Consider the following 26,489-nt stretch of genomic DNA (forward strand, 5'->3'; position numbering starts at 1 on the left):
GCGCGGTTTTCGCTTTTGATATTGTCCACATGTTGGGACACAGAAAAAACGTCAAACGTTTGACGAATGTTTTCTGATGGTTTTCTGCGTGACGTTGCAGATGTTGCGTGCGTGACGGGGGTATGGTCGTGCTGACGGGGGAGTTGGTGAACCGTTTGCAGCTTGGTTTCCGTTGGGTTGAGAGGAGTGTGCCGTGGCGAAAGCTGACGTACGTGAGGCAGATGTTTTTCCAACGCTCATAATCGGGACCCAGACACAATCCAAATCATCAAAATGAAAGAAGGGATGATGACGAACCAACGAACGGTTGGCCGGCGTATGCAAAGCCGATGCCCAAGCCGACTTTGCAAGACAGAATTTATTTCGCGCGGGTGCGTAAGAAGAAGCAGCGCGACCTGTTGCACGGCCTGGCTGTGGCGGAAGGGCCGTTCTATGCGCGTCTTGAGCGGAAGTGTTCAATCAACGGCGTTGTCCAGGTCAGTGAGATGGCGAATCCGGTGGCGCTCATCGCTGCGTACGCCGCGCAGTATGCGGCAGTGTACTCGGGTGTGCCTTCGGGTTTGCGTCTTGACACGGTGATGGGTTCCGATGGCAGCCGTTGGGTGATGGGCCCCGCGTTGGACCAGTATCTGCTCAATATGCAGGATTACAGCGTGGCTGGTCTCGTGCAGTTCGGGTATCGAAACGTCTACCCGGATGGCGCTGATCTTGACATTCAAGGCATTGCCGACACCGTTGTCGGTTCAATGGTCGGTAATGGGTCGCATCAGATTTTTGGCGGAAGCTGGACGACCAAGGTTGCGCATGGCAATCAGCTATGGGATATGTGGAAGCCGTCTATTCGCATGGTGTGCAGCAATCCGAAAGAAGCGGTGATTCTGTTCTCATGCCTGATGGTTGATTTCCTACGTCATATCCAGACGAACGGCGAGTGTACCGCTACCGATGTGCGTGAGAATTATCGCACGATGCTCACGCAGACGATATTCATGTCCACTGTTGACTTCGGGCTACTTGGCAAGGCGACCGGGGCGGCCGAATAGTCACGGGCTTGCGGGCTTCCCGACACAGCCCGTGACTGGAGGCCGTCAGGGCCTACATCAGCTTTTCGTCGTAGATCGCGCGGCTGCCGCCGATGTACTTGGGGCGGTATCGTGCGCAGATGATGTGCGCCTTGCCAATCATGTCAATGGAAATGCGCAGCGGAACGACCACCGGGTGGATATGCATGCCGATGAGCGTGCCGCCGATGTCGATGCCGGCCTTCGCTTTGGCTTGGATGTCCTCGACCAGTACCGGATGGTCGAACGACCGGTAGGCGATGGTGCCGAACGCGCCGCCCGCATGATTGGGCTGGGGAATCGCGTTGACCTGGTCGAAACCGTAATGTTCCAGGCATTCCTGTTCTATGACCAGCGCACGGTTGAGGTGCTCGCAGCATTGCGCGGCGAGGAAGATCCCCGCCGGCTTCAGCACCGACTGAGCGCCTTCGAACAGGTACGGCGCCACATCCATGGACGTGTGGGTGCCGATCTGCTCGCCGAGCACCTCGCTGGACGAGCATCCGATGACGAAAATATCCCCGGACGACAGATGCGCCGCCTCGAGGACCTCGTGCACCGCCTGCGCGGTCTGCTGCCTGATCTGTTCGAAATCCTGTGTCTGCATACCGCCGATTGTACTAGCGCGGAGTTGCACACTGCCCCTGCGGTTCACCTGCGGTCAAACCAATCATCATTCATGATGCGGGTTCCCGGCTTTTTTCAGGTAATTCGGTAAAACCATCCCAGTGTTATGCGATGGGAATGCAAGTTACGCGGAAGTGTTCCCCCATAATTGCGGCTTGTAACAGTGCCCATCGTGTGAGTGAATCCTCACATGGTGGCCCGGTTGGATGCTGTGCGGGTGGTCTGGAGCGTGGTAGATGCCCGCCGTGTGAGCGGATCCTCGCACGCCACGCCAGGTAGCCGCCGCCGCGTACAGTGGGCGGTATGCCGTTGAACAATGAGATACTGAGCAATCCGCATGCTGATCGCGTGCGCAAGATCGCAGGCTTGGAGTCCAAGTCGCAGCGCGAACGCTCCGGGCGCTTCCTTATCGAAGGCCCGCAATCCGTACGCGAGGCGATCCGTTGGCGTCCCGACGCCGTGACTGACCTGTACGTGCAGATGAGCGGGGACGACCCACAGCCCGCGAACCAGACCATCGCCGAAATCTACCGCGAAGCGCTTGACAACCCGCGGGCGGGCCAGCAGGGTGGCCTGTACATCCACGGCGCCACCGCCCAAGTCTTGCGCCAGATCAGCGGGGACTGCCAAGGCATCGCCGCCGTCGGCCTCACCGAACGCATGCAAGACGACCCCGATGACCTCGACTGGTCAGATCATCCCATGGTCGCCGCGTTCTGGCAGGTGCGCGACCCTGGCAATGCGGGTACTGTGATCCGCGCCGCCGATGCCGCCGGCTGTGACGCCGTGATTTTCGTGGATGACAGCGTCGACCGCTTCAATCCCAAGGTCATCCGCGCCACCGCCGGATCGCTGTTCCATGTGCCGGTCCTGACCATGACCACCCAGGATTTCCTTGGTTGGTGCGCTGGCGAGCACAGCACTTTGGTCGCCGCCGACGTGCATGGCACGCCGGATCGGGCCCCCGAACAGCTGCCGGGTCTGCTCGGCGAACGCGGCCACATGCTGGAACGCGAACCGCAGGACTCCAGCCGTCCGCTTACCGTGCTGTTCGGCAACGAGGCGCGCGGTCTGCCGGCCCACTTGGTCGAGCAAGCCGACCGTGTTGTCGCCATCCCGATTTATGGGAAGGCCGAATCGCTGAACCTGGCGACCAGCGCGGCAGTCATGCTCATGAGCCTGGCTATGTCGAGTCATATTGGGAAAATGTGAAGACGGTACAACGGCTTGAGCGAGAGCGACGTTTCACTGAAATAAGAAAGGGTACTCGTGGCACAGAGCGCGGTATTCGATGCACAGGCGGTGACCGCAGCGGTCAACGAAGGCATCGGGAAGATCGAAAAAGCCTCCAGCTCGGAGGAATTGAAAGCCATCAAAACCCAGTATGCGGGTGCGGAATCGGCAATGACGCAAGCGAGCAAGGCTATTGGCTCGCTCCCCGCCGACCAGAAGAAGGAAGCCGGCAAGCTCATGGGCAAGCTGCGCGCCGATTTCGGGCGCGCGTTTGGCGCCAAGCAGCAGCAGATCAAGGCTGAGGAGGAGCAGCGCGCCCTCGCCGCCGAGACGGTTGACATGACGCTGCCGATCCGCCGTAAGCCCTTGGGCGCGCGTCATCCGCTGCCGAGGCTTATGGAGGATGTCGAGGACTTCTTCATCTCGATGGGCTGGCAGATTTCGGCGGGTCCGGAAGTGGAAACCGAGTGGTATGACTTCGACGCCTTGAACTTCGGCCCCGACCATCCCGCCCGCCAGATGCAGGACACCTTCTATGTCAAGGGCAATCAGGCCAAGGACGCTGCGGGCTTCGTCGGCTCCAACATGGTGTTGCGTACGCAGACTTCCTCCGACCAGGTGCGCGCGCTGCTTACCCGCGGGGTTCCGCTGTATATCGCGTCCCCGGGCCGTGTGTTCCGCACAGACGAGCTCGACGCCACCCACACCCCGGTGTTCCACCAGTGCGAGGCGCTCGCAGTGGACAAGCATCTGACCATGGCCGATCTCAAGGGCGTGCTGGACAAGCTTGCCGTCGCCATGTTCGGCCCCGAGGCCAAGACCCGTCTACGTCCGAGCTACTTCCCGTTCACTGAGCCGAGCGCCGAGCTTGACCTGTGGTTCCCTGACAAGAAGGGCGGCGCCGGCTGGCTCGAATGGGGCGGCTGCGGCATGGTCAACCCGAACGTGCTCAAGTCCGCGGGGCTTGACCCGGAGGTCTACACCGGCTTCGCGTTCGGCGTCGGCATGGAGCGTACGCTTCTGCTGCGCCACGACATCAACGACATGCACGACCTCGTCGAAGGTGACGTGCGCTTCAGCGAACAGTTTGTGATGGGGGAGTGATTGACCCATGCCTATGGTTGATATTGACTGGCTCAAGGAACACGTCGAGGTTCCCCAGGGCCTGACCTACGAACAGCTTGCCAAGGACCTTGTCAAGGTCGGTCTCGAAGAGGAACAGATTCATGCTTCCCAGGTGACCGGTCCGATTGTGGTCGGCTATGTGGTGGATGCCACGCCGGAACCGCAGAAGAACGGCAAGACCATCAACTGGTGCCATGTAGATGTCGGCGACAAGTACAATGCCGTTGACGAGAACGGCAACAAGGTGCCGCGCGGCATCGTGTGCGGAGCGCCGAATATGGCCGCCGGCGAGAAGGTTGTCGTCACATTGCCGGGAGCTGTGCTGCCCGGTGATTTCCGTATCGAGCCGCGCAAGACCTACGGGCATATGTCCGACGGCATGTGCGCCTCCGAACGCGAACTCGGACTCGGTGACAACCACGACGGCATCATCCTGCTGCGCAACTACGGCTTCACGCCTGACGAGTATGAGGCGCTCAAGCCCGGCGACGACGCGATGCACCTGCTGCATCTGGACCAGCCGATCCTCGAGATCAACATCACCCCGGATCGCGGGTACACGCTTTCCTACCGTGGTGTGGCGCGCGAATACCATCATTCCACCGGTGCGAAGTTCACCGATCCGGTGATTGAGCTCAACGAGAAGGCGCCGGATCTGACCGCCGTGGCGGCCGGCACTCCGTCCGACATCGAAGTGTCCATCGAAGACGACAACCCGATTCACGGTGTCCCCGGTTGCGACCGCTATTATGCTCGTGCGGTGCGCAATTTCGACCCGTCCTCGCATACACCGAACTGGATGCGTCGCCGTCTGATCCGTTCGGGCATGCGGTCCATTTCGCTCGCTGTGGACGTCACCAACTACGTGATGCTTGACTTGGGCCAGCCGATGCACGCCTACGATTTGGACAAGATCGAAGGCCCGATCGTTGTGCGCCGCGCCAAGGCGGGCGAGAAGCTCACCACGCTCGACGGCAAGGATCATGACCTGAGCCCGGAGGACCTGCTGATTACGGATTCGCCGAACGGCCAGCACGGTTCACGCATCCTTGGCATCGCCGGCGTGATGGGCGGTCTGTATGGCGAAGTGACCGCCGAAACGAAGAACGTGCTGCTGGAATCCGCGCATTTTGACCAGGTCACCATCGCGCGTTCGGCCCGTCGCCACAAGATTCCTTCCGAGGCGTCGAAGCGTTTCGAACGCGGCGTGGACTTCGCATTGCAGCCGGCAGCCGCGCAGATGGCAGCCGAACTGATGACCAAGTACGGCAACGGTGAGCCGTCTGAGCATCCTACCGACGTGAACAACACGCCTGCGCGTCGTCGTCCTATCCACTTCAAGGCCGATGAGGTGCGTCGCGTCGCAGGCCTTGATACTCCAGTCAACAAGATCAGCGATATCCTCACCGATATCGGCTGCATGGTCGCCGGCGGCGGCAATGGCGAATTCTCCGTCACCCCACCGACGTGGCGTCCTGATTTGAACGAGCCGTGCGATTTGGTCGAGGAAGTCGCCCGTCTGGTCGGCTACGACCAGATTCCGACCACCGTGCCGCCGGCTCCCGTATCCGGTGCTGTCGGCTTGACCCCTGACCAGCGTCATCGCCGTGAGGTGGCCAACGAGCTCGCTGAATACGGTATGGTCGAGACGCTGAGCTACCCGTTCGTCGGCGACGCCGACTACAAGGCGTTCTCCTATGACGCCGACGCGGTCAAGCCCGTCAGCGTGGAAATCGCGAACCCGCTCGCCGGAGACCGTCCGTTCCTGCGCCGCGAAGTCCTGCCGACCTTGGCTCACACCGTGCAGCGCAATCTGCGTCGCGGCATTGAGAACGTCAGCCTGTATGAAATCGGGCATGTGTACCTGTGGGATCCGAACGCCCCTGCCATCCCGGCGCTCCCCGGCGGCGTCAAGCCGACCGACGAACAGCTCAAGGCGTTGGACGCGGGTTTGCCGGACCAGCCGCTTCACGTGGCTGGCATCCTTGCCGGCAAGGCTGAGGAAACCGGCTGGCTGGGCGTGCATCGTGACGTCGATTGGTCTGACGCGGTCGAGGCCGTGCAGCGGATCAGCGACCGTCTGGGCGCGCATCTGACGTTGTCGCAGCCGTCGGCCGCCGATGTTCCTGCGCAATGGCATCCGGGCCGTGCCGCCAAGGTGATGGCCGGTGAAACCGAGGTTGGCATGGTCGGCGAGCTGCATCCGCACGTCAACGATGCGCTCGAATTCCCGGCGCATACCGCCGCTTTCGAGCTCAATCTGACCGCGCTGTTCGGCACACTTGATGGCAAGCCCGTGCAGGCCAAGCCGATTTCAACCTTCCCGCCGGTCAAGCAGGACCTTGCGTTCACCGTCCCGGATACGGTGAGCGCCGCTCAGCTTGAAGCCGTGATCCGCAAGGCGGCAGGCGACCAGCTTGAATCCATCCAGCTGTTCGACGTATTCACCGGCGATCAGCTCGGCGAAGGCAAGAAGTCGCTTGCGTTCTCGGTGGTCTTCCGCTCCGCGGATAAGACCTTCGACTCACAAGACAGCGTTGCGGTCCGTAAGGCCGTCACTGACGCTGCCGCTGAGCTTGGCGCGCAATTGCGTGCGTAATCGGCGGTTACGCTGACAAGGGTGCTATCGTGGTGTGCGCAAGCGGCGCACATCCGGAGGCCCGTTGATTCTGCCGGCTCCCGGATTGGGCGCCGGCAGATGTGTATTCAGGCTGTCCGGCCTTGTGACCGGGCGGCGTACAGGCCGGACAACGGCAGCCGCGGTGCGTGACATCGCGCGGCAACGAGGAGGAACCATGAGCGAAGCCGATCGTCCCGGACAGACGGCATCTGAACCGCAGCAGACCACGGGCGAGAGCGTCGGTTCTGCACAGTCTGCACAGACAAGCCGGTCCGGAGCACCGGAATACGGTGCCATGCGCAGTCAGTTCCCCGCCGATTACAATCCTTACCAGTTCGGCCGCGACGATGACGACAGCGGTAAGAACAAACGTCAGGACGCCAATTCTTCTCCTGCGGGGCAACAGGACGGCAACACCCAGCCGGCAATGCCGTGGGCGGGCGCGCCGCAGCAGGAACAATGGCCGGGGAACAATCAACCGCAAGGCCCGTCCCGGCAGTATCCGTCTGGGCAATACACCCAGCCGGGAACGCAGAATCCGAACCAGCCATACGGGCCGTATCCGTACGGACCGCAAGGTGTGTGGTCGCAACAAGGCAGGAACGGTACGCCGTTGCCGGGCCAACCCGGTTATCAGCCACGGTATTTCAACGGTATCGATGTCAACGACCCCGCTTCCAATCCGTTGTACGGGCGCTGGGACAGTTCGGCCATCGTGTCGTTCGTGTTCGCGCTCATGGGCTTGCCTATCCTTCCGGCGATTCTTGGGGCCGTCTCGATCTGGCGTGACAAGACCTTCCATATGAAAGGTCGAGGCTTCGCCATCGCCGCCGTCATCATCGACGTGATTATCACTGTGGTGTGGGTGTGGATGCTGGTCAAAGGCATCACCTCCGCCGATTTGTACCAGATGATCAGCAACCAGCTGTACGGCGGTGGATCGGGAAGCGGAACGGATTCGCTGAGCGCCTGACCGCGCCTGACTGCGCGTGCCCGGCGGGCTGTGGTGTCGCCTGATCGTTGTGCGCGACACACCAATGCATAGTTATACATGGTTCTGTATAGATATGCTATACTGGCGGTATTGATATGCAGCCATCATGCATGGGAAGTGATGTGAAATGGCAAAATACACCGTCGCGGTGGCGGGAGCCACTGGGTATGCAGGCGGGGAGGCGTTGCGCATTTTAGCGACGCACCCCGATTTCGAGGTGACGTGTGTCGCGGGTCATTCTTCGGTGGGAGACCGACTGGGCAAGCATATGCCGCATATCCCGCAGCTTGCGGATTTGACGGTGCAGGACACCACCCCGGAAGTACTCAATGGGCATGATGTCATCGTGCTTGCCCTGCCGCACGGCGCTTCCGGCGCTTTGGCCGCCAAGCTCGACCCGCAGTCCATCGTTGTCGACTTGGGTGCGGACCACCGTCTCGAAGAGCGGGACGCTTGGGATGCTTTCTATGGCGGTGATTTCTACGAGCACTGGACGTACGGCATGCCCGAGCTCATCACCGGCAAGAGCACTGACGGCACGTACGCCCGTCAACGTGCCGCGTTGCCCGGCGCCAAGCGCATCGCCGGCCCGGGGTGCAATGTCACCGCAACCACATTCGCGTTGCAGCCCGGTATCGCCGAAGGGCTGATCGAGCATACCGGCATCGTCGCCGACCTCGCCGTCGGGTATTCGGGTGCCGGCAAGAACCTCAAACGCACCAACCTGCTGGCTGCTGAAGCCTTCGGTTCCGCGGTGCCTTATGGCGTCGGCGGCACCCATCGGCATATCCCTGAAATCCTGCAGAACTTCGCCCATGCCGCCGGTTTGCAGGCGGCGCAGGCATCGCAGTTCTCTCTGTCGTTCACCCCGGTGCTGGTGCCGATGGCGCGTGGCATCCTCGCTACGGTGAGCGCGCCGATGACCGACGCCGCCCGTGATCTGAGCGACGACCAGTTGCATGCGGTTTGGGAACAGGCATACGCAGGGCAAGATTTCGTCACCGTGTTGCCGCAGGGTACGCTTCCGGCCACAGGCAATGTCGTCGGCTCGAATGCAGCGCATGTTCAGGTCGTCGCCGACCGGCATGCAGGCAGGATTATCGCCTTTGCCGCAATCGACAACCTCAACAGGGGAACCGCCGGCCAGGCGGTCGAATCGCTGAACATCGCCTTGGGGCTTCCCGAGGACCAAGGTCTGACCAAGATTGGAGTGGCGCCATGAGTGTAACGTTCGCACAAGGATTCTCCGCCGCCGGAGTCGCCGCCGGCATCTCCGCGAAAGCGGGCAAGCTTGATCTTGCCTTCGTGGTCAACAACGGCCCGCTTGACGCGGCTGCAGGCGTATTCACCTCCAACCGATTCTGCGCCGCCCCGGTACAATGGTCACGCAAAGCGGTGGCCAACGGCCATCTCAAGGCTGTGGTGCTCAATTCCGGCGGGGCCAACGCCTGCACTGGGCAGCCCGGGTTCGAACAGTCCCAAGCCACCGCGCATGAGGCGGCAGGCCTGCTCGGCGTCGAAGACGGCAAGGTCGCGGTATGTTCGACCGGCTTGATCGGCGAGCTGCTGCCGCTGGACCACGTCCTGTCCGGAGTACAAAGCGCTTACGCGGGGCTTGATTCCGGCGAACAGGGCGGAAGCGACGCCGCGCACGCAATCATGACCACCGACACCAAGCCGAAAACCGTGGCGTTGGAAGGCAACGGATACCGCATCGGCGGCATGGTCAAGGGCTCCGGCATGATCGCCCCACAGCTGGCTACGATGCTCTGTGTCATCACCACTGACGCCGTCGTCACCCCGGGCGCCATGCAGGCCGCGTTGTCCGCAGGCACCTCAGTGACCTTCAACCGCATTGACACCGACGGCTGCATGTCCACTAACGACACCGTGCTGCTGCTCGCATCAGGCGCTTCCGGCGTGGAGCCGGACCCTGACGAATTCAACGATCTCGTCCGTCAGGCATGCGCATCCCTCGCCCGCCAGATCGTAGGCGACGGTGAAGGCGCCAGCCACGACATCCGCATCAGCATCCACGGGGCAACCAGTGAAGACGCGGCGCTAGCCTGCGGGCGTGCCATCGCCGCATCGAACCTGTTCAAATGCGCGGTCAGCGGCAACGACCCGAACTGGGGCCGCATCCTCAGCTCGCTGGGCACGGTTCCGCCTAGTGTCGCACCATTCGACCCAACGCATGTTGATGTCGACGTCAACGGCGTGCGCATCTGCCAAGGAGGCGGCACCGGGCGTGATCGCTCCGAGGTCGATATGACCCCGCGCGAAGTGGGGGTGGACGTCTACCTCAACGCCGGCGAGGCCGAAGCGACCGTGTGGACCGACGACCTGACCCACGAATACGTACACATCAACGCCGATTACGAGAGCTGATCGGCAAAGGTCGCTTACGAGGCTATGCCTGTCACAGACACGCAAGCGATTACACATACAGAAAGAACGGCATGAGTGATTTGAAAGGTCCGGGATACCACCTGGACGTACACACCGATTTGCGGGCGGACCAGAAAGCTGAAGTGCTGATCGAAGCGCTTCCTTGGCTCGAGGAGTTCGCCGGGCAGCGGATCGTCATCAAATACGGCGGCAACGCCATGGTCGACGAGCATCTCAAACAGTGCTTCGCCGAAGACATGGTGTTCCTGCGTCAAGTGGGCATGCATCCCGTCGTCGTCCACGGCGGCGGCCCGCAGATTTCTAAGATGCTCAAGGCGCTCGGCATCAAATCCGAGTTCAAGGGCGGTTTACGCGTCACTTCACCTGAGGCGATGGACGTCGTGCGTATGGTGCTCACCGGCAAGGTCTCCCGCGAACTGGTCGGCTACATCAACTCCCACGGTCCGATGGCCGTAGGCCTGTCAGGCGAGGACGGCGGCCTGTTTTCCGCCATGAAGCGCAAACCTATCATCGACGGCAAACCCACCGATATCGGGCTCGTCGGCGATGTGGTCAGCGTCGACGCCTCCGCTGTTGAGGATCTGATTTCCGCTGGTCGCATCCCTGTCGTGTCCTCGGTCGCACCAGACGAAGAAGACGCCACCCAAGTGCTCAACGTGAACGCAGACTCAGCGGCCGCTGCCCTCGCCTCCGCGCTTGGCGCCCGCAAACTGGTGATTCTCACCGATGTTGACGGCCTGTACGCGGATTGGCCGGACCGCAACTCTCTGATTGGCCGCATCGGCGTCGAAAACCTGCGCGACATGCTGCCCGATCTGGAAACCGGCATGCGGCCCAAGATGGAGGCATGTGTGCGCGCCATCGACGGGGGAGTGCCCCAGGCGCACATCATCGACGGGCGCAAACCACATTCGATTCTGAACGAGATATTCACCACCTCAGGCGTCGGCACCATGGTCGTGCCCGAAGATGGTGTGGAAATGAGGAGTTCCTATGACGACTGACGGACAGCTCGAGCAACTCGGGACCAAAGACAAAGCGTGGCTCGGCAAATACTCGCAAGTGCACATGAACGTGTTCGGCACTCCGCTGCGCGTCATGGATCACGGCAAGGGCACGCGCATCTGGGATATCGACGGCAATGAATACCTTGATTTCCTCGCAGGTATCGCGGTTAACTCGCTCGGTTACGCCCATCCGGCGTGGGTGAAGGCCGTCAGCGAGCAGGCGGCCAAAGTCGCCCACACCAGCAACTATTTCGCCACCGAACCGCAGATCGAACTCGCGGCGAAACTGGTCAAGCTCGCCGGGGCCCCTGAAGGGTCCCACGTCTATTTCGGCAATTCGGGCGCCGAAGGCAATGAGGCCGCCATCAAGCTTGCCAAGCTCTATGGCCGCACACTTCCGGGTGCCCTGCCTGAACAGGGCGGGAAACCCGCGCGTATCATCTCCATGGTCCACGGTTTCCACGGGCGCACTCTGGGCGCGCTGAGCGCCACCTGGAAGCCCGTGATCCGCGAGCCGTTCGAGCCGCTCGTCCCGGCGGTCGAATTCGTCGAACCCGGCGACGTCGAAGCGCTCAAGGCCGCATTCGACGCGACCGGAACCACAGCTGACGGCAAAGGCCCGGTCGCCGCGGTCATCATGGAACTCATCCAAGGCGAAGCCGGCGTCATGCCGGTCGGCGCCGAGTATGTACGCCAGGCGCGGCAGCTGTGCGATGAGCATCACGCGTTGCTCATCATCGACGAAGTGCAGACCGGCATCGGACGTACCGGCAGCTGGTTCGCCTTCCAACAGAAGGAACTCTCCGGTGGCGTGACTCCAGATATCATCACCTTCGCCAAAGGTGTGGCGGGAGGCTTCCCGATGGGCGGCATGATCGCCTTCGGGCAGCGGTTGTCCGACCTGTTCACTCCCGGATCGCACGGATCCACCTTCGCAGGCAACCCGCTCGGGGCCGCGGCTGCGCTCGCCACCTTGGGCGTCATTGAGCATGATGATCTGCTCGCCAACGCCCAGGCGCGAGGCAAGCAGCTGCGCGAAGGCATCATGGCCACCGGTAATCCGCTGTTCAAGTCAACGCGCGGCGCCGGTCTGCTGGATGCGGTCGAGCTGGCGCACCCGTGCGCCCATGCGGCGATGAACTGGATGCTTGAACACGGGCTGATCGTCAATGCCGTCGCCCCGAATGCGCTGCGCATCGCACCCCCGCTGATCGTTTCCGCGCAGGATGTAGATGAGGCCGTTTCGATTATGGCCGGCGTGCCGGCGGATCTCGCCGACGACTGACGTCACGGCCTTCGTGGCCGCTACGACCGATGTACAAACGGTTCGCGACCGGTGCAAGTGCGACGCCCGAGTTGGACAGACCGAAGAGACAGTACAGACCAAAGAGAACCAAAGAGAATGGAGTACACCGTATGGATGGGCAGTTGCGCCACATGCTTCGCGATGATGACGTCAATCATGACGAGCAGAAGCAGATCATCGCACTTGGATTGAAATTCCGTGAAAACCGCTTCTACAAGCGGCCGTTCGAAGGGCCGCAGGGCGTCGCCGTGCTGTTCGACAAGCCCAGCACCCGCACCCGTTCGAGCTTCTCAATCGGCGTGGCGGAACTTGGCGGATATCCGCTGGTCATCGACAAGTCCGGCTCCCAGCTGGGCCGAGGCGAGCCGGTCGCCGACACCGCGCGCGTACTCACCCGTATGGCCTACGGCATCGTCTGGCGCACCTTCGGGCAGGAACGCGTCGAGGAGATGGCCAAATATGCGACCGTCCCCGTCGTCAACGCGCTGACCGACCAGTTCCATCCCTGCCAGGTGCTCGCCGACTTCATGACCATCGCCCAGTTCCGCGGCGGTGTCGATGCGCTTGCCGGGCAGACCATCGCCTATCTGGGGGACGCGGCCAACAATATGGCCAACTCCTATCTGCTCGCTGGCGCGACTGCGGGTATGAACGTCCGCATCGCCGGGCCTTACGGTTATCTGCCTGAGCAGAGCATCGTGGATGACGCCAAGCGCATCGCGGCCGAAAACGGCGGGTCCATTCTTGTGACCACCGATCCGCGCGAGGCAGTCGAAGGCGCCGACTGCGTGTTCACGGACACCTGGGTGTCCATGGGCGAAGAGGCCGAGTATGAGAAGCGTTCCAAGCCGTTCTGGGATTACCAAGTCAACGACGAACTGATGAAGCTCGCCAAGCCGGACGCCCTGTTCCAGCACTGCCTGCCCGCGTATCGCGGCAAGGAGGTCACCGCATCGGTGATCGATGGCCCGCAGTCCGTGGTCTGGGACGAAGCCGAAAACCGTCTGCACGCCCAGAAGGCTTTGCTCACCTGGCTGACTGGCCAGCTGCGCGGCGACGAAAGCCTGCTCGCCTAAGCTGCATGGACGCTATGGAAGACAAGAAAACGCCGTTGCAACGGCCTGCGACACGGGCGGCTCGTCTCAGCGCGATCGAGGAGATGCTGCTGCATCACATCGTCACGTCCCAATCCCAACTCTCCGACATGCTGTCGGATGAGGGAATAGACGTCACCCAGGCGACGCTCAGCCGAGATCTCGAGGAGATCAACGCGACGAAAACACGTCTCGAGAACGGGACAGTCGCCTACGTGTTGGGGTACGGGCAGTCGACGACTCCGAAATCGGCGCAGCAGCAGATGTCGCGTATTCTGTCCGGACTGGTCACTTCCGTGGCGTCGGCGCGCAATCTTGCGGTGATACATACGCCTTCGGGGGCGGCCCAGTATGTGGCCAGTGTCATGGATCGCCAATCACTGGACGATGTGCTCGGCACAATCGCCGGCGATGACACCGTGCTCATCATCTGCAAGGACGACCAATCGGCAGCCGCGCGTGCCAAATGGCTGCTAAGCATCGCCTCCTCCAACAGCCAGCAGAGCACTGACTGATCCTGTGTGCCACGCCCGGTGGACTGTCACCACAATGACAATCCGCCGGGCGTACTTTTTTCTGCGTACTTTTTTCTGCGCGGGTTTGGTCATCGCGGCTCGTTTCGGCAAATGGTGGTTTGTATGCAAATCCTGTCCTCAGACGGGTCTGCGCGCGGTCCGATCCGAAAAACGACACGCGGAACACCGCTTAATGCATACTTATGCATAGGTCTGTATATAATTACAGTATCAACATGCAAGAACTCCAATCAGAAAGGGCAGTCATGAGCGACAACAAGCGCATCGTCTTGGCGTATTCCGGAGGCCTCGACACCTCCGTGGCAATCCCGTACCTCAAGGAGCGCACTGGCAAAGACGTCGTTGCTGTGTCCCTCGACGTCGGCCAGGGCGGCGAAAGCCTCGAGACCATCAAGCAGCGTGCACTCGCCTGCGGCGCGGTCGAAGCATATGTCGTGGACGCCCGTGAGGAGTTCGCCGACGAATACTGCATGCTCGCCCTCAAGGCGAACGCCATGTACGAAGGCGTCTATCCGCTCGTTTCCGCCATCTCCCGTCCGCTGATCACCAAGCATCTGGTGCGTGCGGCCCACCAGTTCGGCGCCGACACCATTTCGCATGGCTGCACCGGCAAGGGCAACGATCAGGTCCGCTTCGAGGTCTCCATCCAGTCGATCGACCCGACACTCAAGGCCATCAGCCCGATTCGCGATCTGTCCCTGACCCGCGACGTCGAAATCCAGTTCGCCAAGGACCACAAGCTGCCGATCACCCAGACCGAGAAGAGCCCGTACTCCATCGACCAGAACGTGTGGGGCCGCGCCATCGAGACTGGCTTCCTCGAAGATCCGTGGAACGCCCCGACCAAGGACTGCTACTCCTACACCGACGACCCGGCGTTCCCACCGGTCGAGGACGAGGTGGTCATCGAATTCAAGCAGGGCGTCCCCGTCAAGATCGACGGCAAGGAAGTCACCCCGCTGCAGGCCATCGAGGAAATGAACCGTCGCGCCGGCGCCCAGGGCATCGGCCGTATCGACCTGATCGAAGATCGTCTCGTCGGCATCAAGTCTCGCGAACTGTATGAAGCCCCGGGTGCTGTCGCGCTCATCACCGCGCATCAGGAACTCGAGAACTGCTGCCTCGAACGTGAGCAGCACCGCATCAAGCGCGATATCGACAAGCGTTGGGCGGAGCTCGTCTATGATGCCCAGTGGTTCTCTCCGGCGGTCCATTCGCTCAACGCCTTCATCGAGGACACCCAGAAGTACGTGTCCGGCGAAATCCGCATGACCCTGCACGGCGGCCGCGCGGTCGTGACCGGACGCCGCTCCGACAGCTCGCTGTACGACTACAACCTCGCCACCTACGATTCTGGTGACAGCTTCGACCAGCACGCGTCCAACGGCTTCATCGAGATCTACGGCCTGCCGAGCAAGGTCGCCGCCGCTCGTGACGTCAAGTTCGGCAACGGCATCGAAGTACCGGAGAACACCGTCGAGTAACCCCAACGCGGCACGCGCAACCTGCGGCACAGGATGTTGCGTGCGGGGGAATGCATTGGGAAGGCCATGCCGGCACGCCGGTCCATGGCCTTCCCGGCATATCCGGCCGGTTGACGAATCGCCGGTGTAGGGTAGGACACAACAAGCCTGCGGAATACCGAGTCCGGCAATATTGCATCCGACAACGCCGAATCCGACAACCCAGACAACACAGAAAGACGCCAACGTTCATGGAACAGAACAACGAACAGGAACATTCGAACGCACCGGAACATTCAATCGCGCTGTGGGGAGGGCGATTCTCATCCGGTCCCTCGCCTGAGCTGGCGCGGCTGAGCAAATCGACCCAGTTCGACTGGCGGCTCGCCGACGACGACATCGCCGGTTCGCGCGCCCATGCACGCGCTCTCGGTCGTGCGGGACTGCTCACCAAGGACGAGCTCAATCGTATGGAAGCCGCGCTCGACCAGCTGCAGCGTTCCGTCGATGACGGGTCGTTCACCCCCATCGAGGAGGACGAGGACGAGGCGACGGCGCTCGAACGAGGTCTGCTGGACATCGCCGGAGACGAGCTAGGCGGCAAACTGCGGGCAGGCCGGTCGCGCAACGACCAGATCGCCGCGCTTATCCGCATGTGGCTGCGTCGCCATGCCCGCTTCATCGCCGGGCAGATCATCGATGTCGTCCAGGCGCTGATCGGCCAGGCCGAACAGGCGGGGGACACCGTTATGCCCGGACGCACCCATATGCAGCACGCCCAGCCCGTTCTGCTCGCCCACCAGCTCATGGCGCACGCATGGCCGTTGCTGCGCGATGTACAACGCCTGGTCGACTGGGACCGCCGGGCGGACGCCAGCCCGTACGGTTCCGGTGCGCTCGCCGGCAACACCCTGGGCCTTGATCCTGATGCCGTGGCACGCGAACTCGGTTTCAGCCGTGTCACCGAAAATTCAATCGACGGGACGGCAAGCCGCGACGTGGTTGCGGAATTCGCCTTCGTCGCCGCGATGGCCGGCATAGACCTGTCGCGTCTGAGCGAGGAAATCATCATCTGGAATACTCAGGAATTCGCCTTCGTCAAACTTGATGATGCCTATTCGACCGGCTCGTCGATCATGCCTCAGAAAAAGAACCCGGACATCGCCGAGCTCACCCGTGGCAAGTCCGGCAGGCTGATCGGCGACCTGACCGGTCTGCTCGCCACTCTGAAGGGTCTGCCGACCGCATATGCGCGCGATTTGCAGGAAGATAAGGAAGCGGTGTTCGACCAAGTGGACACCCTTGAGGTCGTGCTGCCCGCATTCGCTGGCATGCTGCGCACCATGGTCTTCGACAAGGAACGTCTCGAGCAGGAGGCGCCGCGTGGTTTCGCGCTCGCCACGGATATCGCCGAATGGCTGGTGCGCAACGGTGTGCCGTTCCGCCACGCCCACGAGCTGTCCGGCGCGTGCGTCAAACTCGCCGAAGGCCGCGGCCAGGAACTGTGGGATTTGACCGATGACGATTTCATCATCGTGTTCAGCGGTTTCCTGCCCGCAGACAAAGCTCCGCAAGTGCGTGAAGTCCTGTCCACCAAGGGGTCGGTCACGGCGCGTAACGGCCGTGGCGGCACTTCGCCGGCGCGGGTGCGCGAACAGATTCGCGCCGCGAAGAACCTCGCCGTCGAGCTTGGACATTTCGCAACATCGCGCAGTGACGGCAGCGCCTTCAAAGCCCCGGGTTCTTTGGCCTGATATGCTCGATCGAATCCAGATCCAGCGCATCGTCGAGCGTCAGGGCGAGGAAATCATCCTGCACGAGCATATGCGCATCGAGCGTACCAGTTACCAGCATGGGTCGGTGACGACTTTCGCCCATTCCATCCGGGTCGCTTGCCTCAGCATCTGGCTGGCGGACCGGATGCATCTGTGGGACAGGGTCGATCAACGCGCACTGGTACGTTCCGCACTGCTCCACGACTATTTCCTGTACGACTGGCATGAGTGGGACAACGGTACGCATCGTCTGCATGGTTTGACCCATGGACAGACCGCGCTGCTCAACGCCTCCCGCGACTTCCAGCTCGGCGGCGTCGAACGTGACAGCATTGCGCGGCATATGTTCCCGTTGACACCGATTCCGCCGAAATATCTCGAAGGATACATCGTGTCACTCGCGGATAAGATCAGCGCCACTCGGGAGACCTTGTCGCCGACGCGGTTCAAGCGCCGCAAACGATATGCCAGACATTCCCGGCACTCCCGGATGTCCCGTGCATGATGCTCGGCACACTCGAACGGCTGTTCCTGTGGTTCATCGGCTACAGCATCGCCGGGTGGACTTACGAATCCATACTGGTGTCTGCAGCGAGCCGCCGCTGGGTGAACCGAGGCTTCCTCAATGGTCCACTCTGCCCAATATATGGAGTGGGAGCGGTGCTGGCCGTTTTGCTGCTCGGTGGCATCGCCAACCCGGTGGTCGTGTTCCTTGCGGCAGCTGGTGGCGCCAGCGCGCTCGAATACGTGACATCATGGGCGATGGAGCAACTGTTTCACGCGCGATGGTGGGATTACAGCCGTCGCCGGTTCAATATCCAAGGGCGGGTGTGCCTGCTGGGGGCCGTGGTGTTCGGTGCTGCAGGTGTGCTCATTGTCAAGGTGGCTCAGCCTGTGGTCGCGGGGCTGACGCAGACGATTCCGCCTGCCGTCTTGCATGCGGTATGCGCTGTCTGCGCTGCCCTGTTGGTAGCGGATACTGTCGTGACAATCCGCGGTATGGCCGGTTTCGAGGAGAATCTCGACAAGCTCAAAGCCATGATTCAGGAATATGCCTCGCGGGCGGGGGAGAGTCTGCCCGTGTGGGACGGACCTACGTTGACGCGTCGAATGCGCGCCTGGTCGAAATCCTCCCAGGAGACGTTTTCGCGGCTGCGCGACGCGGCGATGGGTGTGCTCAGCGCGCAGCAGCGTCGTATGATTGGCGCATTCCCGCGCCTGACTTCCACCACATCCAGTACATACGATTCACTCATCGAAACCGTTCGACACCTGATTGACCGCAACGGTGGCGATGCGGCCGACGGCGACAATCGGTGAATATGCAAAATCGAACACGATGATGTATGCGATTCGACGTGAATCTGTCAAAGCATGATGATGACTTGGTGAAAACTGGGAGAGCGGTGAGACAAGGAATGTCCAAGGGAACCAGTCGGGCACACTTTGGAATCCAGTAGGAGAACGGGGAAACCATGGGTGGTTCTGTAACCGCGAGAGACGAGGAAACCGCCGCGTCAGAAGGATTCGTTCCAAGAACCGCAGTCGTGTGTACAAGACGTGGTGCCGGGGTGGATTGCATGTTCAGACGGTTCATTCTGGTCTTCGCATTGTTGTGCGGCATGATTCTGCCCTTGGGCGGCTGCAGCGTCGATACCGGGACAAGCCCGGAGGACTTCTCGAAGGAGGCCCGGGAACACGGCCTGACAGTCGAGGATTTGGGTCACGGATGCTCGAATGCCGCCAATGTGATTGGCAGCGACCTCTCGGATTTGTCCGACGAGATTACGTTCAAATCGTGCAGTGCAGCCGCTGACTCCTCAGAAGACGGGATTGTAATGATCTATGTCGAGGCCTTGGATCCCATCGATGCGGAAAAGTCACTGAACAATTACAGCGGCTATCTGAAGTCCAAAGTAACCAACATGACGAATGTGCTCAATGGACTTGAATTCTCCTACTCAGGAGATTGGGGAGCCATATATGCCAAGCGGTATTCCATTCTCTTCGCTTTGGCCGGTACCGCAAACAGAGACCGGGCCAAGGCGTTCTCCCAGAGCATGGGCTACGGTGTCAAATCGATAGATTCCCATGATTTAATCAGACCCGCCTGCTACGCGCTGGCCTTCGTCATCGGAGTGATTTCCTATGTGTGGAAGATGCTCCGCCAGAAGGGGCAAGCAGCGCGGATGGCGAGACTGGCGTGGCAGCAGCAGGCGACCGCGCCCAGCATGCCGATGTCGACGGATCTGTCGCAGGCACGGTTCGGCACGTTCCAGCCGCAATATCCGGCGCAGCCACAATACGCGGCGCGACAGCAGTTCCTGCCTCAGCCGCAGGCCGATGAACCGATGCAGGAGCAGTCGCAGACCTTCTTCCCGCAGCCGATCCCGGACCAGTCGTCCGCATTGCAGTTCGACGTCTCGTCCCAGAATGCCGGATCTGTCCCTGATGCTCCGCAGCTGTTCGACCACAGTCGTTCACCGCTCAGCCATCTGGTATTCAGCCGGATGACGACCAGCCGCGATATCCTGACCAGTCGCAATATCCCGAGCGGCAGTAGGCGTGTCGGCCGGGCTTGGGCCATGTCCGGCTGTCGGCATGAGCTGGCACAATAGATGAGATTGAGTGTGTCTGTGCGGCAGTCGCGGTACGTGCCGATACAGCACACGGCACTGCATGACAACAACAGAGGGAGCATCATGGCCCAGGTAAGGAATTACAGGGATGCCGGCTTCTCCACACCTATGGAGGAGCTGGAGTGGCGCGGACTCATCAACCAATCCACCGACAGGGAACAGCTTGCGGCTGTTCTCAACGGGAATCCCATTTCTTACTATTGCGGCTTCGATCCGACGGCGCCATCGCTCCACATCGGCAATCTCGTGCAGCTCATCGTGATGCGTCACCTCCAGGCTGACGGGCATCAGCCCTATGCTCTGGTGGGCGGCGCAACCGGTCTGATTGGCGACCCGCGGCAAAGCGGCGAGCGAACCCTCAACCCCAAGGAGATTGTCGCCGGGTGGGTCGAGCGTCTGCGCACGCAGATTTCGCGTTTCCTCGACACTGAGGGCGACAATGCCGTGCGTTTCGTCAACAATTACGACTGGACCGCGAACATGTCGGTGATTGACTTTCTGCGCGACGTGGGCAAGAACTTCCGCATGGGCACCATGCTCAGCAAGGAAACTGTCGCCCGTCGTCTCAACTCCGAGGAAGGCATCTCCTTCACTGAATTCAGCTATCAGGTGTTGCAAGGCAACGACTTCCTGCACCTGTACGACGAATACGGTGTGGTGCTTGAGACGGGTGGTGCCGACCAGTGGGGCAACCTCACGTCCGGCCTCGACCTGATCCGCAAGGTGCGGGGAACCTCCGTGAACGTGATGACCAGCCCGATCATCACGGATTCCCAGGGCAAGAAATTCGGCAAGTCCGAAGGCAATGCCATGTGGCTGGACCCGACCATGCTGAGCCCGTACAAGTTCTACCAGTTCTGGTTCAACCAGCCCGACGACCAGGTTGTGAAACTGCTCAAGGTGTTCACCTTCCTGCCCAAGGACGAGATCGAACGTCTTGCAGGCGAGGTCGAAGCAAATCCTGGCGCCCGTGAAGCGCAGAAGACGCTTGCATGGGAGGTCACCAGCTATGTGCACGGTGAGGAAGCCACTCGGCAGGCCATTGACGCGGCGGCCGCGCTGTTCGGTCGTGGTGGCGATTTGCGGACCATCGGCGAAGACACACTGGAAGCCGCCATCGAGGGGCTGAAAGTCGACGACGGTGAAGGCGGCCGGACCTTCGCACAGGTCGCGGCAGGCGACCGTGTGGCTGAGGCGGGCGTGAAGGCCGGACTGTTCAAGTCGGTGTCCGAAGCCCGTAAAACCATCAAATCCGGTGGCGTATACATCAACAACCAGCGTGTCGAAGACCAGGATCAGCTGCTCGCCGAGGATGATTTCCTCGAGGGCGGCTACGCGCTGATCAGACGAGGAAAGAAGGCTCTGGGCGCGGTCCGGCGCGCGCAATGACACCGTCCCGGCATCTGCCGGGTACGCACAGGGACGGGTGAGCCCAATCACCCGCGAAGAACTGATAACGACAATTTCGGCAGACAACAACACAGCATCAGAGCATTGGCGTCCTCATGACACCGGTGCACACGAAACACGGAAAGCAGACGTATGGCAGAAGAACATCACGGCAACGGCAAGCGCGGGGACGGAAAATCATTCGGATCTCGTCGTCCCGGATCCCGCGGCGGCAAGGGATTCAAGCCTCGCGGCAATGGAAAGGGGCGGTCGTACGGCCACGGGCGTGGCGAGCGTGACGGTGAAGGCTTCCACAAGGGGCCGCGCCGCGACGGGTATCGTAAGGATTTCCACCGTGACGGCGAGCGTCGTGGCGGATTCCGCAAGGACGGCGAACACCGCGATGGCGAACGTCGCAACGACGGTGAGCGTCGTGGCGGATATTCCCGCGACGGGTATCGTAAGGATTTCCACCGCGACGGGGAGCATCGTGACGGGGAGCATCGCGGAGGGTTCCGCAAGGACTTCCACAAGGGAGGCTTCCATAAGGGCGGCTTCCACAAAGACGGCTACCGCAAGGACTTCCATCATGATGACCGCCGTGATGACCGTCGTGACGGTGATTCCCGCGAGCCGCGCGAGTATCGCGACCGTGACGGGCAGCGTCGCGACGACCGCGGATATCGCGGCGACCGCAAGGATTACGGCAAGCGCGGCGGCTACGGAAACAAGAACTTCCATCGTGGCGACGACCGCAAGGGCGGATACGACCGTCCACGTCGTGACGGTGAGGATCGTCGGGAAGGTGGCAATCCACGCTATCGTCATGACGATCATCGCCGGCCGTTCGACGATCATCGCGGCGGCAAAGATGAACGCCGTCCATGGCGCAACGATGACCGCAATGATCGCAACGACCGCAGGGACCAGCGTCATGATGATGACGCCAAGCAGGGTGGTGAGGAGCGTCGCGAGTTCAACCGTGAAGAGCGCCAGCAGTGGCGTGAGCGCAAGCGTGGGGAGTATATGTCCAAGCCGCGGCGCAACTCGGACGGCACGGTGTCCTACCCGTCCCAGAATCCGTATACGGACCGTCGCCCGGGCGAACCGAAGATGCCCAAGGGCCTAACGTGGTCCATGCTCTCTTCCGACGAGCGTGAGCGTCTGCGCGGCCTGTCCAAGGAGCACGCCGAGAACGTCGGCCTGCATATCCTCGCCGCATACGCGCTTGAGCAGGACGATCCGCAAGCCGCTTTGGAGCATGCCCAGTGGGCAGCTCATCAGGCGTCCCGCGTGGACTTCGCCCGCGAGGCCCTGGCCTTTGTTGCATACCGTCAAGGCAAGTACAAGCTGGCGTTGCGCGAGTTCCGCACCGCCTATCGTATGAACGGCTATCTTGATTATCTGCCGCTGATCGCGGATTGCGAGCGCGGCGTCGGCCACCCGAAGAAAGCCATCGAAATCGCGTTGTCTGACGAGGCACGTGCACTGAGCGGCGAAGCGAAAGCCGAGATGTTCCTCGTGTACGCCGGTGCGCTGGGCGATCTGAAGCTTTGGGACAAGGCCATTGACATCGCCCATAAGCTTGGGCGTTCGCAGGGCCTGCCGGGCGCCTACCGCATGCGTGCCATCCAAGCTGAGCAGTATTTCCTCGAACAGGCCGGACGTGACGACGAGGCTGCGAAGCTTGACGATGCGCTTGACCGCCTTGAAGCCCAGTATGCTGAAGAGGACGAGGACGAGCAGTCCGCCGATGACATCGTCATCGACTACGATCTGGAGCATCTGCCGGAAGATCTGATGGAGGAGCTGGGTATTAGCGAGGACGATGCCCAGTATGCGCCCGAAGATCCCGAAAACGACGATGACGAGACTGAGTTGCCTGCCGAGGAGACCGAGGACGGTGCACAAGCCGACCAGGAACCCCAGCAGACGCAGGACGAAGCCGACGCGAACGCCGCGCAGGCCGATGCCGCCGATGGACACGACGCGGAGCAGTCTGCTGATGATGGGCAGTCCGAAGCTGAGGCATCCGATGCCGAATCTGCCGAATCTGCCGTTGAATCCGATGAGGCGGATGCAGGTGAGACGGGCATGTCCTCTGATGTTGTGGATTCCGCGGATGCAACTGATGCCGTCGATACACCGGATGCACAGGCTGCGTCGGACATATCGGACGCGGATGATTCCGACGACGAAGCGGCTGACGAAGCGACTGAATCCACTGACGAATCCGCTGAAAACCCGGATGGCGAAGAGGCATGAGCAAGCTGCTTGGCGGCAGCGACAAGCCGCTCGCCGAAGCATACCGGCTCGCGCTGCTCGACCTTGACGGGGTCGTGTATCGCGGCAAACTGCCTGTGGAACACGCGGCGGACAGCATCCGCCGCGCACAGGACGCCGGTATGACCGTCGAATACACGACCAACAACTCCTCGCGTTTCCAGCGCGTTGTGGCCGACCAGTTGCGCGGTTTCGGGCTTGATGTCGAATCATGGCAGGTGATTACCTCGTCGGTGGTTGCTTCGCGTATGGTCGCACGCCATGTCCCCGCAGGCTCGCCCGTGTTGGTGCTGGGTGCAGATCATTTGGCTGAGGAGGTTGCAGCCCAAGGATTACAAGTCGTCCGGCGCGCCGAAGACCATCCAGTCGCGGTCATCCAAGGCTGGTACCCGCAGATGAGCTGGGAGGAGATGGCGCAGGTCGCGTACGCCGTTGAACGGGGAGCGCAATATTTCGTGACGAATCGCGATCTGACCATTCCGCGTGAACTTGGTGTCGCCCCCGGCTGCGGCTCGATGATTCAAGCGGTAATCAACGCCACCGGCGTCGAGCCGATCGCATCGGCAGGCAAACCGGAATCGGCGATGTACGATGAAGCCAGACTGCTCGCCGCCCATGACGGCACCACACCCGTCGAACGGGAGCAATGCCTCGCCATCGGTGACCGCCTTGACACCGATATCGAGGCCGGCAACCGGGGCGGCTATGATTCGCTCGCCGTTTTGACGGGGGTGACTGACCCGCAACAGCTGCTGCACGCACCCGAACATCTGCGCCCGACGTATGTGGCGGCGGATTTGCGAGGACTGGTCGAGCCGATGCCCCAGCCGGTGCATCAGGCGGATGGCTCATGGCGGTGCGCCGGCGCCCTCGCACGCGTCGATGGCGGCGTATTGCGCATCGACGGCCCGCACGATATCAACGCGTTGCGTGCCGCCCTGTGCGCCGCATGGTCCTGTATGGATGCCTCGCTGCCTGTTGACACCTCAGACTTGAGGTTCGAGCTGGCATGAACGCGGACACCCTACGAATCCCCGGTGAAGGGCTGACATCGGCCAACGCCGGGGCACCGGTCGCGCACACTAAGTCTGCCGATACCAGCGCTGTCAATACCGGTGTTCCCGACACAGGCGTTTTTGGCATCGGCGCTTCTGATGCCGCCGACGACACCGTGCCCCCGGCACTCGAATCACGGTACCCACAGTTGTGTGGGTGGCCGCAAATGGATGACGCGCAACGTATCGAAGCGCTTGGCGGTATACTCACTGACTTGCAGCATGCCTTGGATGAGGGGACGGCACGTCGATGAGCGCATCAGCAGCGCCCGTCCGGCTTGATATCGCCATCGTCGATCGAGGTTTGGCACCCACACGCACGAAATCCAGCCGACTGATCAAAGCTGGGCACGTCACGGTTAACGGCAAGGTCCAGACCAAACCGTCGTTCGCCGTCAGGCCGAACGACGCCATCGACGTCGACCGCGGAGACGACTACGTGTCACGCGGGGCCTACAAACTGGTCGGCGCATTCGAAGCTTTCAAAGATCACGGCCTTCCCGAGCCGATCGGCATGTCCTGCCTGGATATCGGCGCTTCAACCGGGGGATTCACCCAAGTGCTGCTGCGGCGCGGCGCCGCCCGGGTCATCGCTCTCGATGTCGGACACGGGCAGCTCGATCAGCGGATCGAGGCCGACCCGCGCGTCACGGACATGAGCGGCGTCAATATCCGTGATGTGACGGGCGACGACCTGCCTTGGAGCCCCGACATGATCGTCTCTGACGTGTCGTTCATCTCCCTGACCTATGTGATTCCCGTGATCGCAAGGATTTCCCGGCCGGACACGCATGTCGTGCTCCTGGTCAAACCGCAATTCGAAGTGGGGCGCGGCAATCTCGGCAAAAACGGCATCGTCGACGATCCGCAGCTGCGAGAACAAGCCCTGCTGCGTGTCAGCGAATGCGCCCAGAACCACGCGATGACCGTGTGTGGCATGGCGGTCTCACCGATTGAAGGGACCTTCGGCAACGTGGAATATCTGCTTTATCTGCGCACCGGGCAAGTTCGCACCGCGCAGTGAACCGGTGTCGTGCCGCTGGACATCGCCCGTCCTGCGGAAAGCAGCTGCCCGTCGCGGCGTTCGAAGAAGCGGATGCGGGAATCTTCATCGACTGACAGATGGGCTTCGAGCGGTACCGTACGTACATCGCTGGTGTCTTCGAGCATGATGCACTCGGCGCTGATTTGGTCGCAGTGCAATCTGCGGGCTTCGACTTGGTGCGCTTCGATTCTGCGAATCGTGCTGTGCGGGTCACGGCAGCGCAGCGTCCGATGTGCCCACAGTCCGTCGCCCAGTGTGTCAATCAGAACTGAGTTGTTCGCCACAAGATGCGGGGCGTTCATCACCCCGGTCATGGCCAAGGCGGATGCGAGCAGCCCGCCTCCCGCTTGCAGCATGCCGGTTATTTTCGCTTCGCCGCAGCATGTGACTTGTCCCGCGCACCGGATGTCGCCGACGAAGTTGAGTTCGTGACAGGCCGCCTCGCCTTGTACGACAATGGTGCCGTATCCGCTGATTTTCGAGACATGCAGATTGCCATCGCATACAATGCGCGCGTTCTCGCAAATCAGAGTGCCTCCGTCGATTTGCGGCGCATGCAGCCGTCCAAGTACCCTTGCCTGCCGGATGACGAGCGGCTCGTCGCGCCTGATCGTATGGATAATCGTCGTGTACAGCGGGTCATATTCGTGTTCTGGACCCTGCCCGTGCTGCCCGTGTGCGGAATGTTCTGTGGTGTCGTCCCCAATCGCGGGCCGTTGTATGTGTTGCCGGCTCTCCGTGGTCATCTTCGCCCTTCTGTGAAGTTGCCGGCGTCCCGGTATCCCCACCGGCGCTGGCAGTGCCCAGTGACTTAGGCCGTCCCTGGCC

General features: G+C 61.6%; 23 protein-coding genes. 21 read left to right on the forward strand and 2 right to left on the reverse strand.

Features of this window, described 5'->3' with window-relative positions:
- Positions 1 to 329 precede the first annotated feature (329 nt).
- Positions 330 to 1,043, forward strand: a complete 714-nt coding sequence (locus tag ACTQYB_RS05965; RefSeq protein ID WP_441482132.1) for a hypothetical protein — start codon at positions 330 to 332, stop codon at positions 1,041 to 1,043.
- Positions 1,044 to 1,095: 52 nt separating this feature from the next.
- On the opposite strand, the gene ACTQYB_RS05970 is transcribed toward ACTQYB_RS05965, so the two are convergent.
- On the reverse strand, positions 1,096 to 1,668 hold the full coding sequence (locus ACTQYB_RS05970) for a TIGR01440 family protein (RefSeq protein ID WP_321046208.1): 573 nt from the start codon (positions 1,666 to 1,668) through the stop codon (positions 1,096 to 1,098).
- A 323-nt stretch (positions 1,669 to 1,991) separates the two neighbouring features.
- On the opposite strand from ACTQYB_RS05970, the gene ACTQYB_RS05975 reads away from it, so the two are divergent.
- The 20 genes from ACTQYB_RS05975 (at position 1,992) to ACTQYB_RS06070 (ending at position 25,640) form a co-directional block, all read left to right on the forward strand.
- Positions 1,992 to 2,900 carry a TrmH family RNA methyltransferase gene (locus tag ACTQYB_RS05975; RefSeq protein WP_441482133.1) on the forward strand — a complete coding sequence of 303 codons (909 nt, stop codon included), beginning with the start codon at positions 1,992 to 1,994 and terminating at the stop codon, positions 2,898 to 2,900.
- Positions 2,901 to 2,957: 57 nt separating this feature from the next.
- On the forward strand, positions 2,958 to 4,025 hold the full coding sequence (gene pheS / locus ACTQYB_RS05980) for a phenylalanine--tRNA ligase subunit alpha (RefSeq protein ID WP_033493423.1): 1,068 nt from the start codon (positions 2,958 to 2,960) through the stop codon (positions 4,023 to 4,025).
- Between the two features lie 7 nt (positions 4,026 to 4,032).
- Positions 4,033 to 6,645: a phenylalanine--tRNA ligase subunit beta gene (gene pheT, locus ACTQYB_RS05985; protein WP_412170657.1), complete on the forward strand. Its 2,613-nt coding sequence runs from the start codon at positions 4,033 to 4,035 to the stop codon at positions 6,643 to 6,645.
- Positions 6,646 to 6,841: 196 nt separating this feature from the next.
- The gene (locus ACTQYB_RS05990; RefSeq protein ID WP_441482134.1) at positions 6,842 to 7,639 is read left to right on the forward strand and encodes a hypothetical protein; all 798 of its coding nucleotides are present in this window, start codon (positions 6,842 to 6,844) and stop codon (positions 7,637 to 7,639) included.
- Between the two features lie 148 nt (positions 7,640 to 7,787).
- Positions 7,788 to 8,882 carry an N-acetyl-gamma-glutamyl-phosphate reductase gene (argC, locus tag ACTQYB_RS05995; protein ID WP_441482135.1) on the forward strand — a complete coding sequence of 365 codons (1,095 nt, stop codon included), beginning with the start codon at positions 7,788 to 7,790 and terminating at the stop codon, positions 8,880 to 8,882.
- A complete protein-coding gene (gene argJ / locus ACTQYB_RS06000) occupies positions 8,879 to 10,048 on the forward strand; it encodes a bifunctional glutamate N-acetyltransferase/amino-acid acetyltransferase ArgJ (RefSeq protein ID WP_441482136.1) in 1,170 nt (389 codons plus the stop codon). Before argC ends, argJ begins: the two co-directional genes overlap by 4 nt.
- A 71-nt stretch (positions 10,049 to 10,119) precedes the next feature.
- Positions 10,120 to 11,073, forward strand: a complete 954-nt coding sequence (argB, locus tag ACTQYB_RS06005; RefSeq protein WP_101452661.1) for an acetylglutamate kinase — start codon at positions 10,120 to 10,122, stop codon at positions 11,071 to 11,073.
- On the forward strand, positions 11,063 to 12,361 hold the full coding sequence (locus tag ACTQYB_RS06010) for an acetylornithine transaminase (protein WP_033507335.1): 1,299 nt from the start codon (positions 11,063 to 11,065) through the stop codon (positions 12,359 to 12,361). The genes argB and ACTQYB_RS06010 overlap by 11 nt, the downstream gene beginning before the upstream one ends.
- Positions 12,362 to 12,492: 131 nt before the next feature.
- The gene (gene argF, locus ACTQYB_RS06015; protein WP_015451276.1) at positions 12,493 to 13,458 is read left to right on the forward strand and encodes an ornithine carbamoyltransferase; all 966 of its coding nucleotides are present in this window, start codon (positions 12,493 to 12,495) and stop codon (positions 13,456 to 13,458) included.
- A 14-nt stretch (positions 13,459 to 13,472) separates the two neighbouring features.
- Entirely contained in the window at positions 13,473 to 13,991 is a 519-nt protein-coding gene (gene argR, locus ACTQYB_RS06020; RefSeq protein WP_029577051.1) for an arginine repressor, read from the forward strand.
- A gap of 266 nt (positions 13,992 to 14,257) precedes the next feature.
- On the forward strand, positions 14,258 to 15,496 hold the full coding sequence (locus tag ACTQYB_RS06025) for an argininosuccinate synthase (RefSeq protein ID WP_015451273.1): 1,239 nt from the start codon (positions 14,258 to 14,260) through the stop codon (positions 15,494 to 15,496).
- Positions 15,497 to 15,726: 230 nt separating this feature from the next.
- On the forward strand, positions 15,727 to 17,229 hold the full coding sequence (gene argH / locus ACTQYB_RS06030) for an argininosuccinate lyase (RefSeq protein WP_033507341.1): 1,503 nt from the start codon (positions 15,727 to 15,729) through the stop codon (positions 17,227 to 17,229).
- A 1-nt stretch (position 17,230) separates the two neighbouring features.
- Complete coding sequence (locus ACTQYB_RS06035) at positions 17,231 to 17,755, forward strand: HD domain-containing protein (RefSeq protein ID WP_033507343.1); 525 nt, start codon at positions 17,231 to 17,233, stop codon at positions 17,753 to 17,755.
- Positions 17,755 to 18,570 carry a putative ABC transporter permease gene (locus ACTQYB_RS06040; protein ID WP_441482163.1) on the forward strand — a complete coding sequence of 272 codons (816 nt, stop codon included), beginning with the start codon at positions 17,755 to 17,757 and terminating at the stop codon, positions 18,568 to 18,570. The genes ACTQYB_RS06035 and ACTQYB_RS06040 overlap by 1 nt, the downstream gene beginning before the upstream one ends.
- A gap of 260 nt (positions 18,571 to 18,830) precedes the next feature.
- Positions 18,831 to 19,868 (forward strand): hypothetical protein, encoded by a 1,038-nt coding sequence (locus ACTQYB_RS06045; RefSeq protein ID WP_441482137.1) that lies wholly within the window; start codon positions 18,831 to 18,833, stop codon positions 19,866 to 19,868.
- A gap of 84 nt (positions 19,869 to 19,952) precedes the next feature.
- Positions 19,953 to 21,278 carry a tyrosine--tRNA ligase gene (gene tyrS, locus ACTQYB_RS06050; protein WP_033507377.1) on the forward strand — a complete coding sequence of 442 codons (1,326 nt, stop codon included), beginning with the start codon at positions 19,953 to 19,955 and terminating at the stop codon, positions 21,276 to 21,278.
- Positions 21,279 to 21,431: 153 nt separating this feature from the next.
- Positions 21,432 to 23,543, forward strand: a complete 2,112-nt coding sequence (locus ACTQYB_RS06055; protein ID WP_441482138.1) for a helicase — start codon at positions 21,432 to 21,434, stop codon at positions 23,541 to 23,543.
- Complete coding sequence (locus ACTQYB_RS06060) at positions 23,540 to 24,574, forward strand: HAD-IIA family hydrolase (RefSeq protein ID WP_033507350.1); 1,035 nt, start codon at positions 23,540 to 23,542, stop codon at positions 24,572 to 24,574. The genes ACTQYB_RS06055 and ACTQYB_RS06060 overlap by 4 nt, the downstream gene beginning before the upstream one ends.
- Complete coding sequence (locus tag ACTQYB_RS06065) at positions 24,571 to 24,870, forward strand: hypothetical protein (RefSeq protein WP_441482139.1); 300 nt, start codon at positions 24,571 to 24,573, stop codon at positions 24,868 to 24,870. Before ACTQYB_RS06060 ends, ACTQYB_RS06065 begins: the two co-directional genes overlap by 4 nt.
- Positions 24,867 to 25,640 carry a TlyA family RNA methyltransferase gene (locus ACTQYB_RS06070; protein ID WP_441482140.1) on the forward strand — a complete coding sequence of 258 codons (774 nt, stop codon included), beginning with the start codon at positions 24,867 to 24,869 and terminating at the stop codon, positions 25,638 to 25,640. The genes ACTQYB_RS06065 and ACTQYB_RS06070 overlap by 4 nt, the downstream gene beginning before the upstream one ends.
- Here ACTQYB_RS06070 and ACTQYB_RS06075 read toward each other — a convergent pair.
- Positions 25,604 to 26,407: a hypothetical protein gene (locus ACTQYB_RS06075; protein ID WP_441482141.1), complete on the reverse strand. Its 804-nt coding sequence runs from the start codon at positions 26,405 to 26,407 to the stop codon at positions 25,604 to 25,606. The genes ACTQYB_RS06070 and ACTQYB_RS06075 overlap by 37 nt on opposite strands.
- Between the last annotated feature and the right edge of the window lie 82 nt (positions 26,408 to 26,489).

It is taken from the genome of Bifidobacterium sp. LCP19S3_E9 (genome assembly GCF_052121135.1).
GTDB classification, from domain to species: domain Bacteria; phylum Actinomycetota; class Actinomycetes; order Actinomycetales; family Bifidobacteriaceae; genus Bifidobacterium; species Bifidobacterium thermacidophilum.

Bases quoted from the DNA above. Each gene is read 5' to 3' on its own strand.
- ACTQYB_RS05965 (WP_441482132.1), top strand. From the start codon at position 330: ATGCCCAAGCCGACTTTGCAAGACAGAATTTATTTCGCGCGGGTGCGT.
- ACTQYB_RS05970 (WP_321046208.1), bottom strand. From the start codon at position 1,668: ATGCAGACACAGGATTTCGAACAGATCAGGCAGCAGACCGCGCAGGCG.
- ACTQYB_RS05975 (WP_441482133.1), top strand. From the start codon at position 1,992: ATGCCGTTGAACAATGAGATACTGAGCAATCCGCATGCTGATCGCGTG.
- pheT (WP_412170657.1), top strand. From the start codon at position 4,033: ATGCCTATGGTTGATATTGACTGGCTCAAGGAACACGTCGAGGTTCCC.
- ACTQYB_RS05990 (WP_441482134.1), top strand. From the start codon at position 6,842: ATGAGCGAAGCCGATCGTCCCGGACAGACGGCATCTGAACCGCAGCAG.
- argC (WP_441482135.1), top strand. From the start codon at position 7,788: ATGGCAAAATACACCGTCGCGGTGGCGGGAGCCACTGGGTATGCAGGC.
- argJ (WP_441482136.1), top strand. From the start codon at position 8,879: ATGAGTGTAACGTTCGCACAAGGATTCTCCGCCGCCGGAGTCGCCGCC.
- argB (WP_101452661.1), top strand. From the start codon at position 10,120: ATGAGTGATTTGAAAGGTCCGGGATACCACCTGGACGTACACACCGAT.
- ACTQYB_RS06010 (WP_033507335.1), top strand. From the start codon at position 11,063: ATGACGACTGACGGACAGCTCGAGCAACTCGGGACCAAAGACAAAGCG.
- argF (WP_015451276.1), top strand. From the start codon at position 12,493: ATGGATGGGCAGTTGCGCCACATGCTTCGCGATGATGACGTCAATCAT.
- argR (WP_029577051.1), top strand. From the start codon at position 13,473: ATGGAAGACAAGAAAACGCCGTTGCAACGGCCTGCGACACGGGCGGCT.
- ACTQYB_RS06025 (WP_015451273.1), top strand. From the start codon at position 14,258: ATGAGCGACAACAAGCGCATCGTCTTGGCGTATTCCGGAGGCCTCGAC.
- argH (WP_033507341.1), top strand. From the start codon at position 15,727: ATGGAACAGAACAACGAACAGGAACATTCGAACGCACCGGAACATTCA.
- ACTQYB_RS06035 (WP_033507343.1), top strand. From the start codon at position 17,231: ATGCTCGATCGAATCCAGATCCAGCGCATCGTCGAGCGTCAGGGCGAG.
- ACTQYB_RS06040 (WP_441482163.1), top strand. From the start codon at position 17,755: ATGCTCGGCACACTCGAACGGCTGTTCCTGTGGTTCATCGGCTACAGC.
- ACTQYB_RS06045 (WP_441482137.1), top strand. From the start codon at position 18,831: ATGTTCAGACGGTTCATTCTGGTCTTCGCATTGTTGTGCGGCATGATT.
- tyrS (WP_033507377.1), top strand. From the start codon at position 19,953: ATGGCCCAGGTAAGGAATTACAGGGATGCCGGCTTCTCCACACCTATG.
- ACTQYB_RS06055 (WP_441482138.1), top strand. From the start codon at position 21,432: ATGGCAGAAGAACATCACGGCAACGGCAAGCGCGGGGACGGAAAATCA.
- ACTQYB_RS06060 (WP_033507350.1), top strand. From the start codon at position 23,540: ATGAGCAAGCTGCTTGGCGGCAGCGACAAGCCGCTCGCCGAAGCATAC.
- ACTQYB_RS06065 (WP_441482139.1), top strand. From the start codon at position 24,571: ATGAACGCGGACACCCTACGAATCCCCGGTGAAGGGCTGACATCGGCC.
- ACTQYB_RS06070 (WP_441482140.1), top strand. From the start codon at position 24,867: ATGAGCGCATCAGCAGCGCCCGTCCGGCTTGATATCGCCATCGTCGAT.
- ACTQYB_RS06075 (WP_441482141.1), bottom strand. From the start codon at position 26,407: ATGACCACGGAGAGCCGGCAACACATACAACGGCCCGCGATTGGGGAC.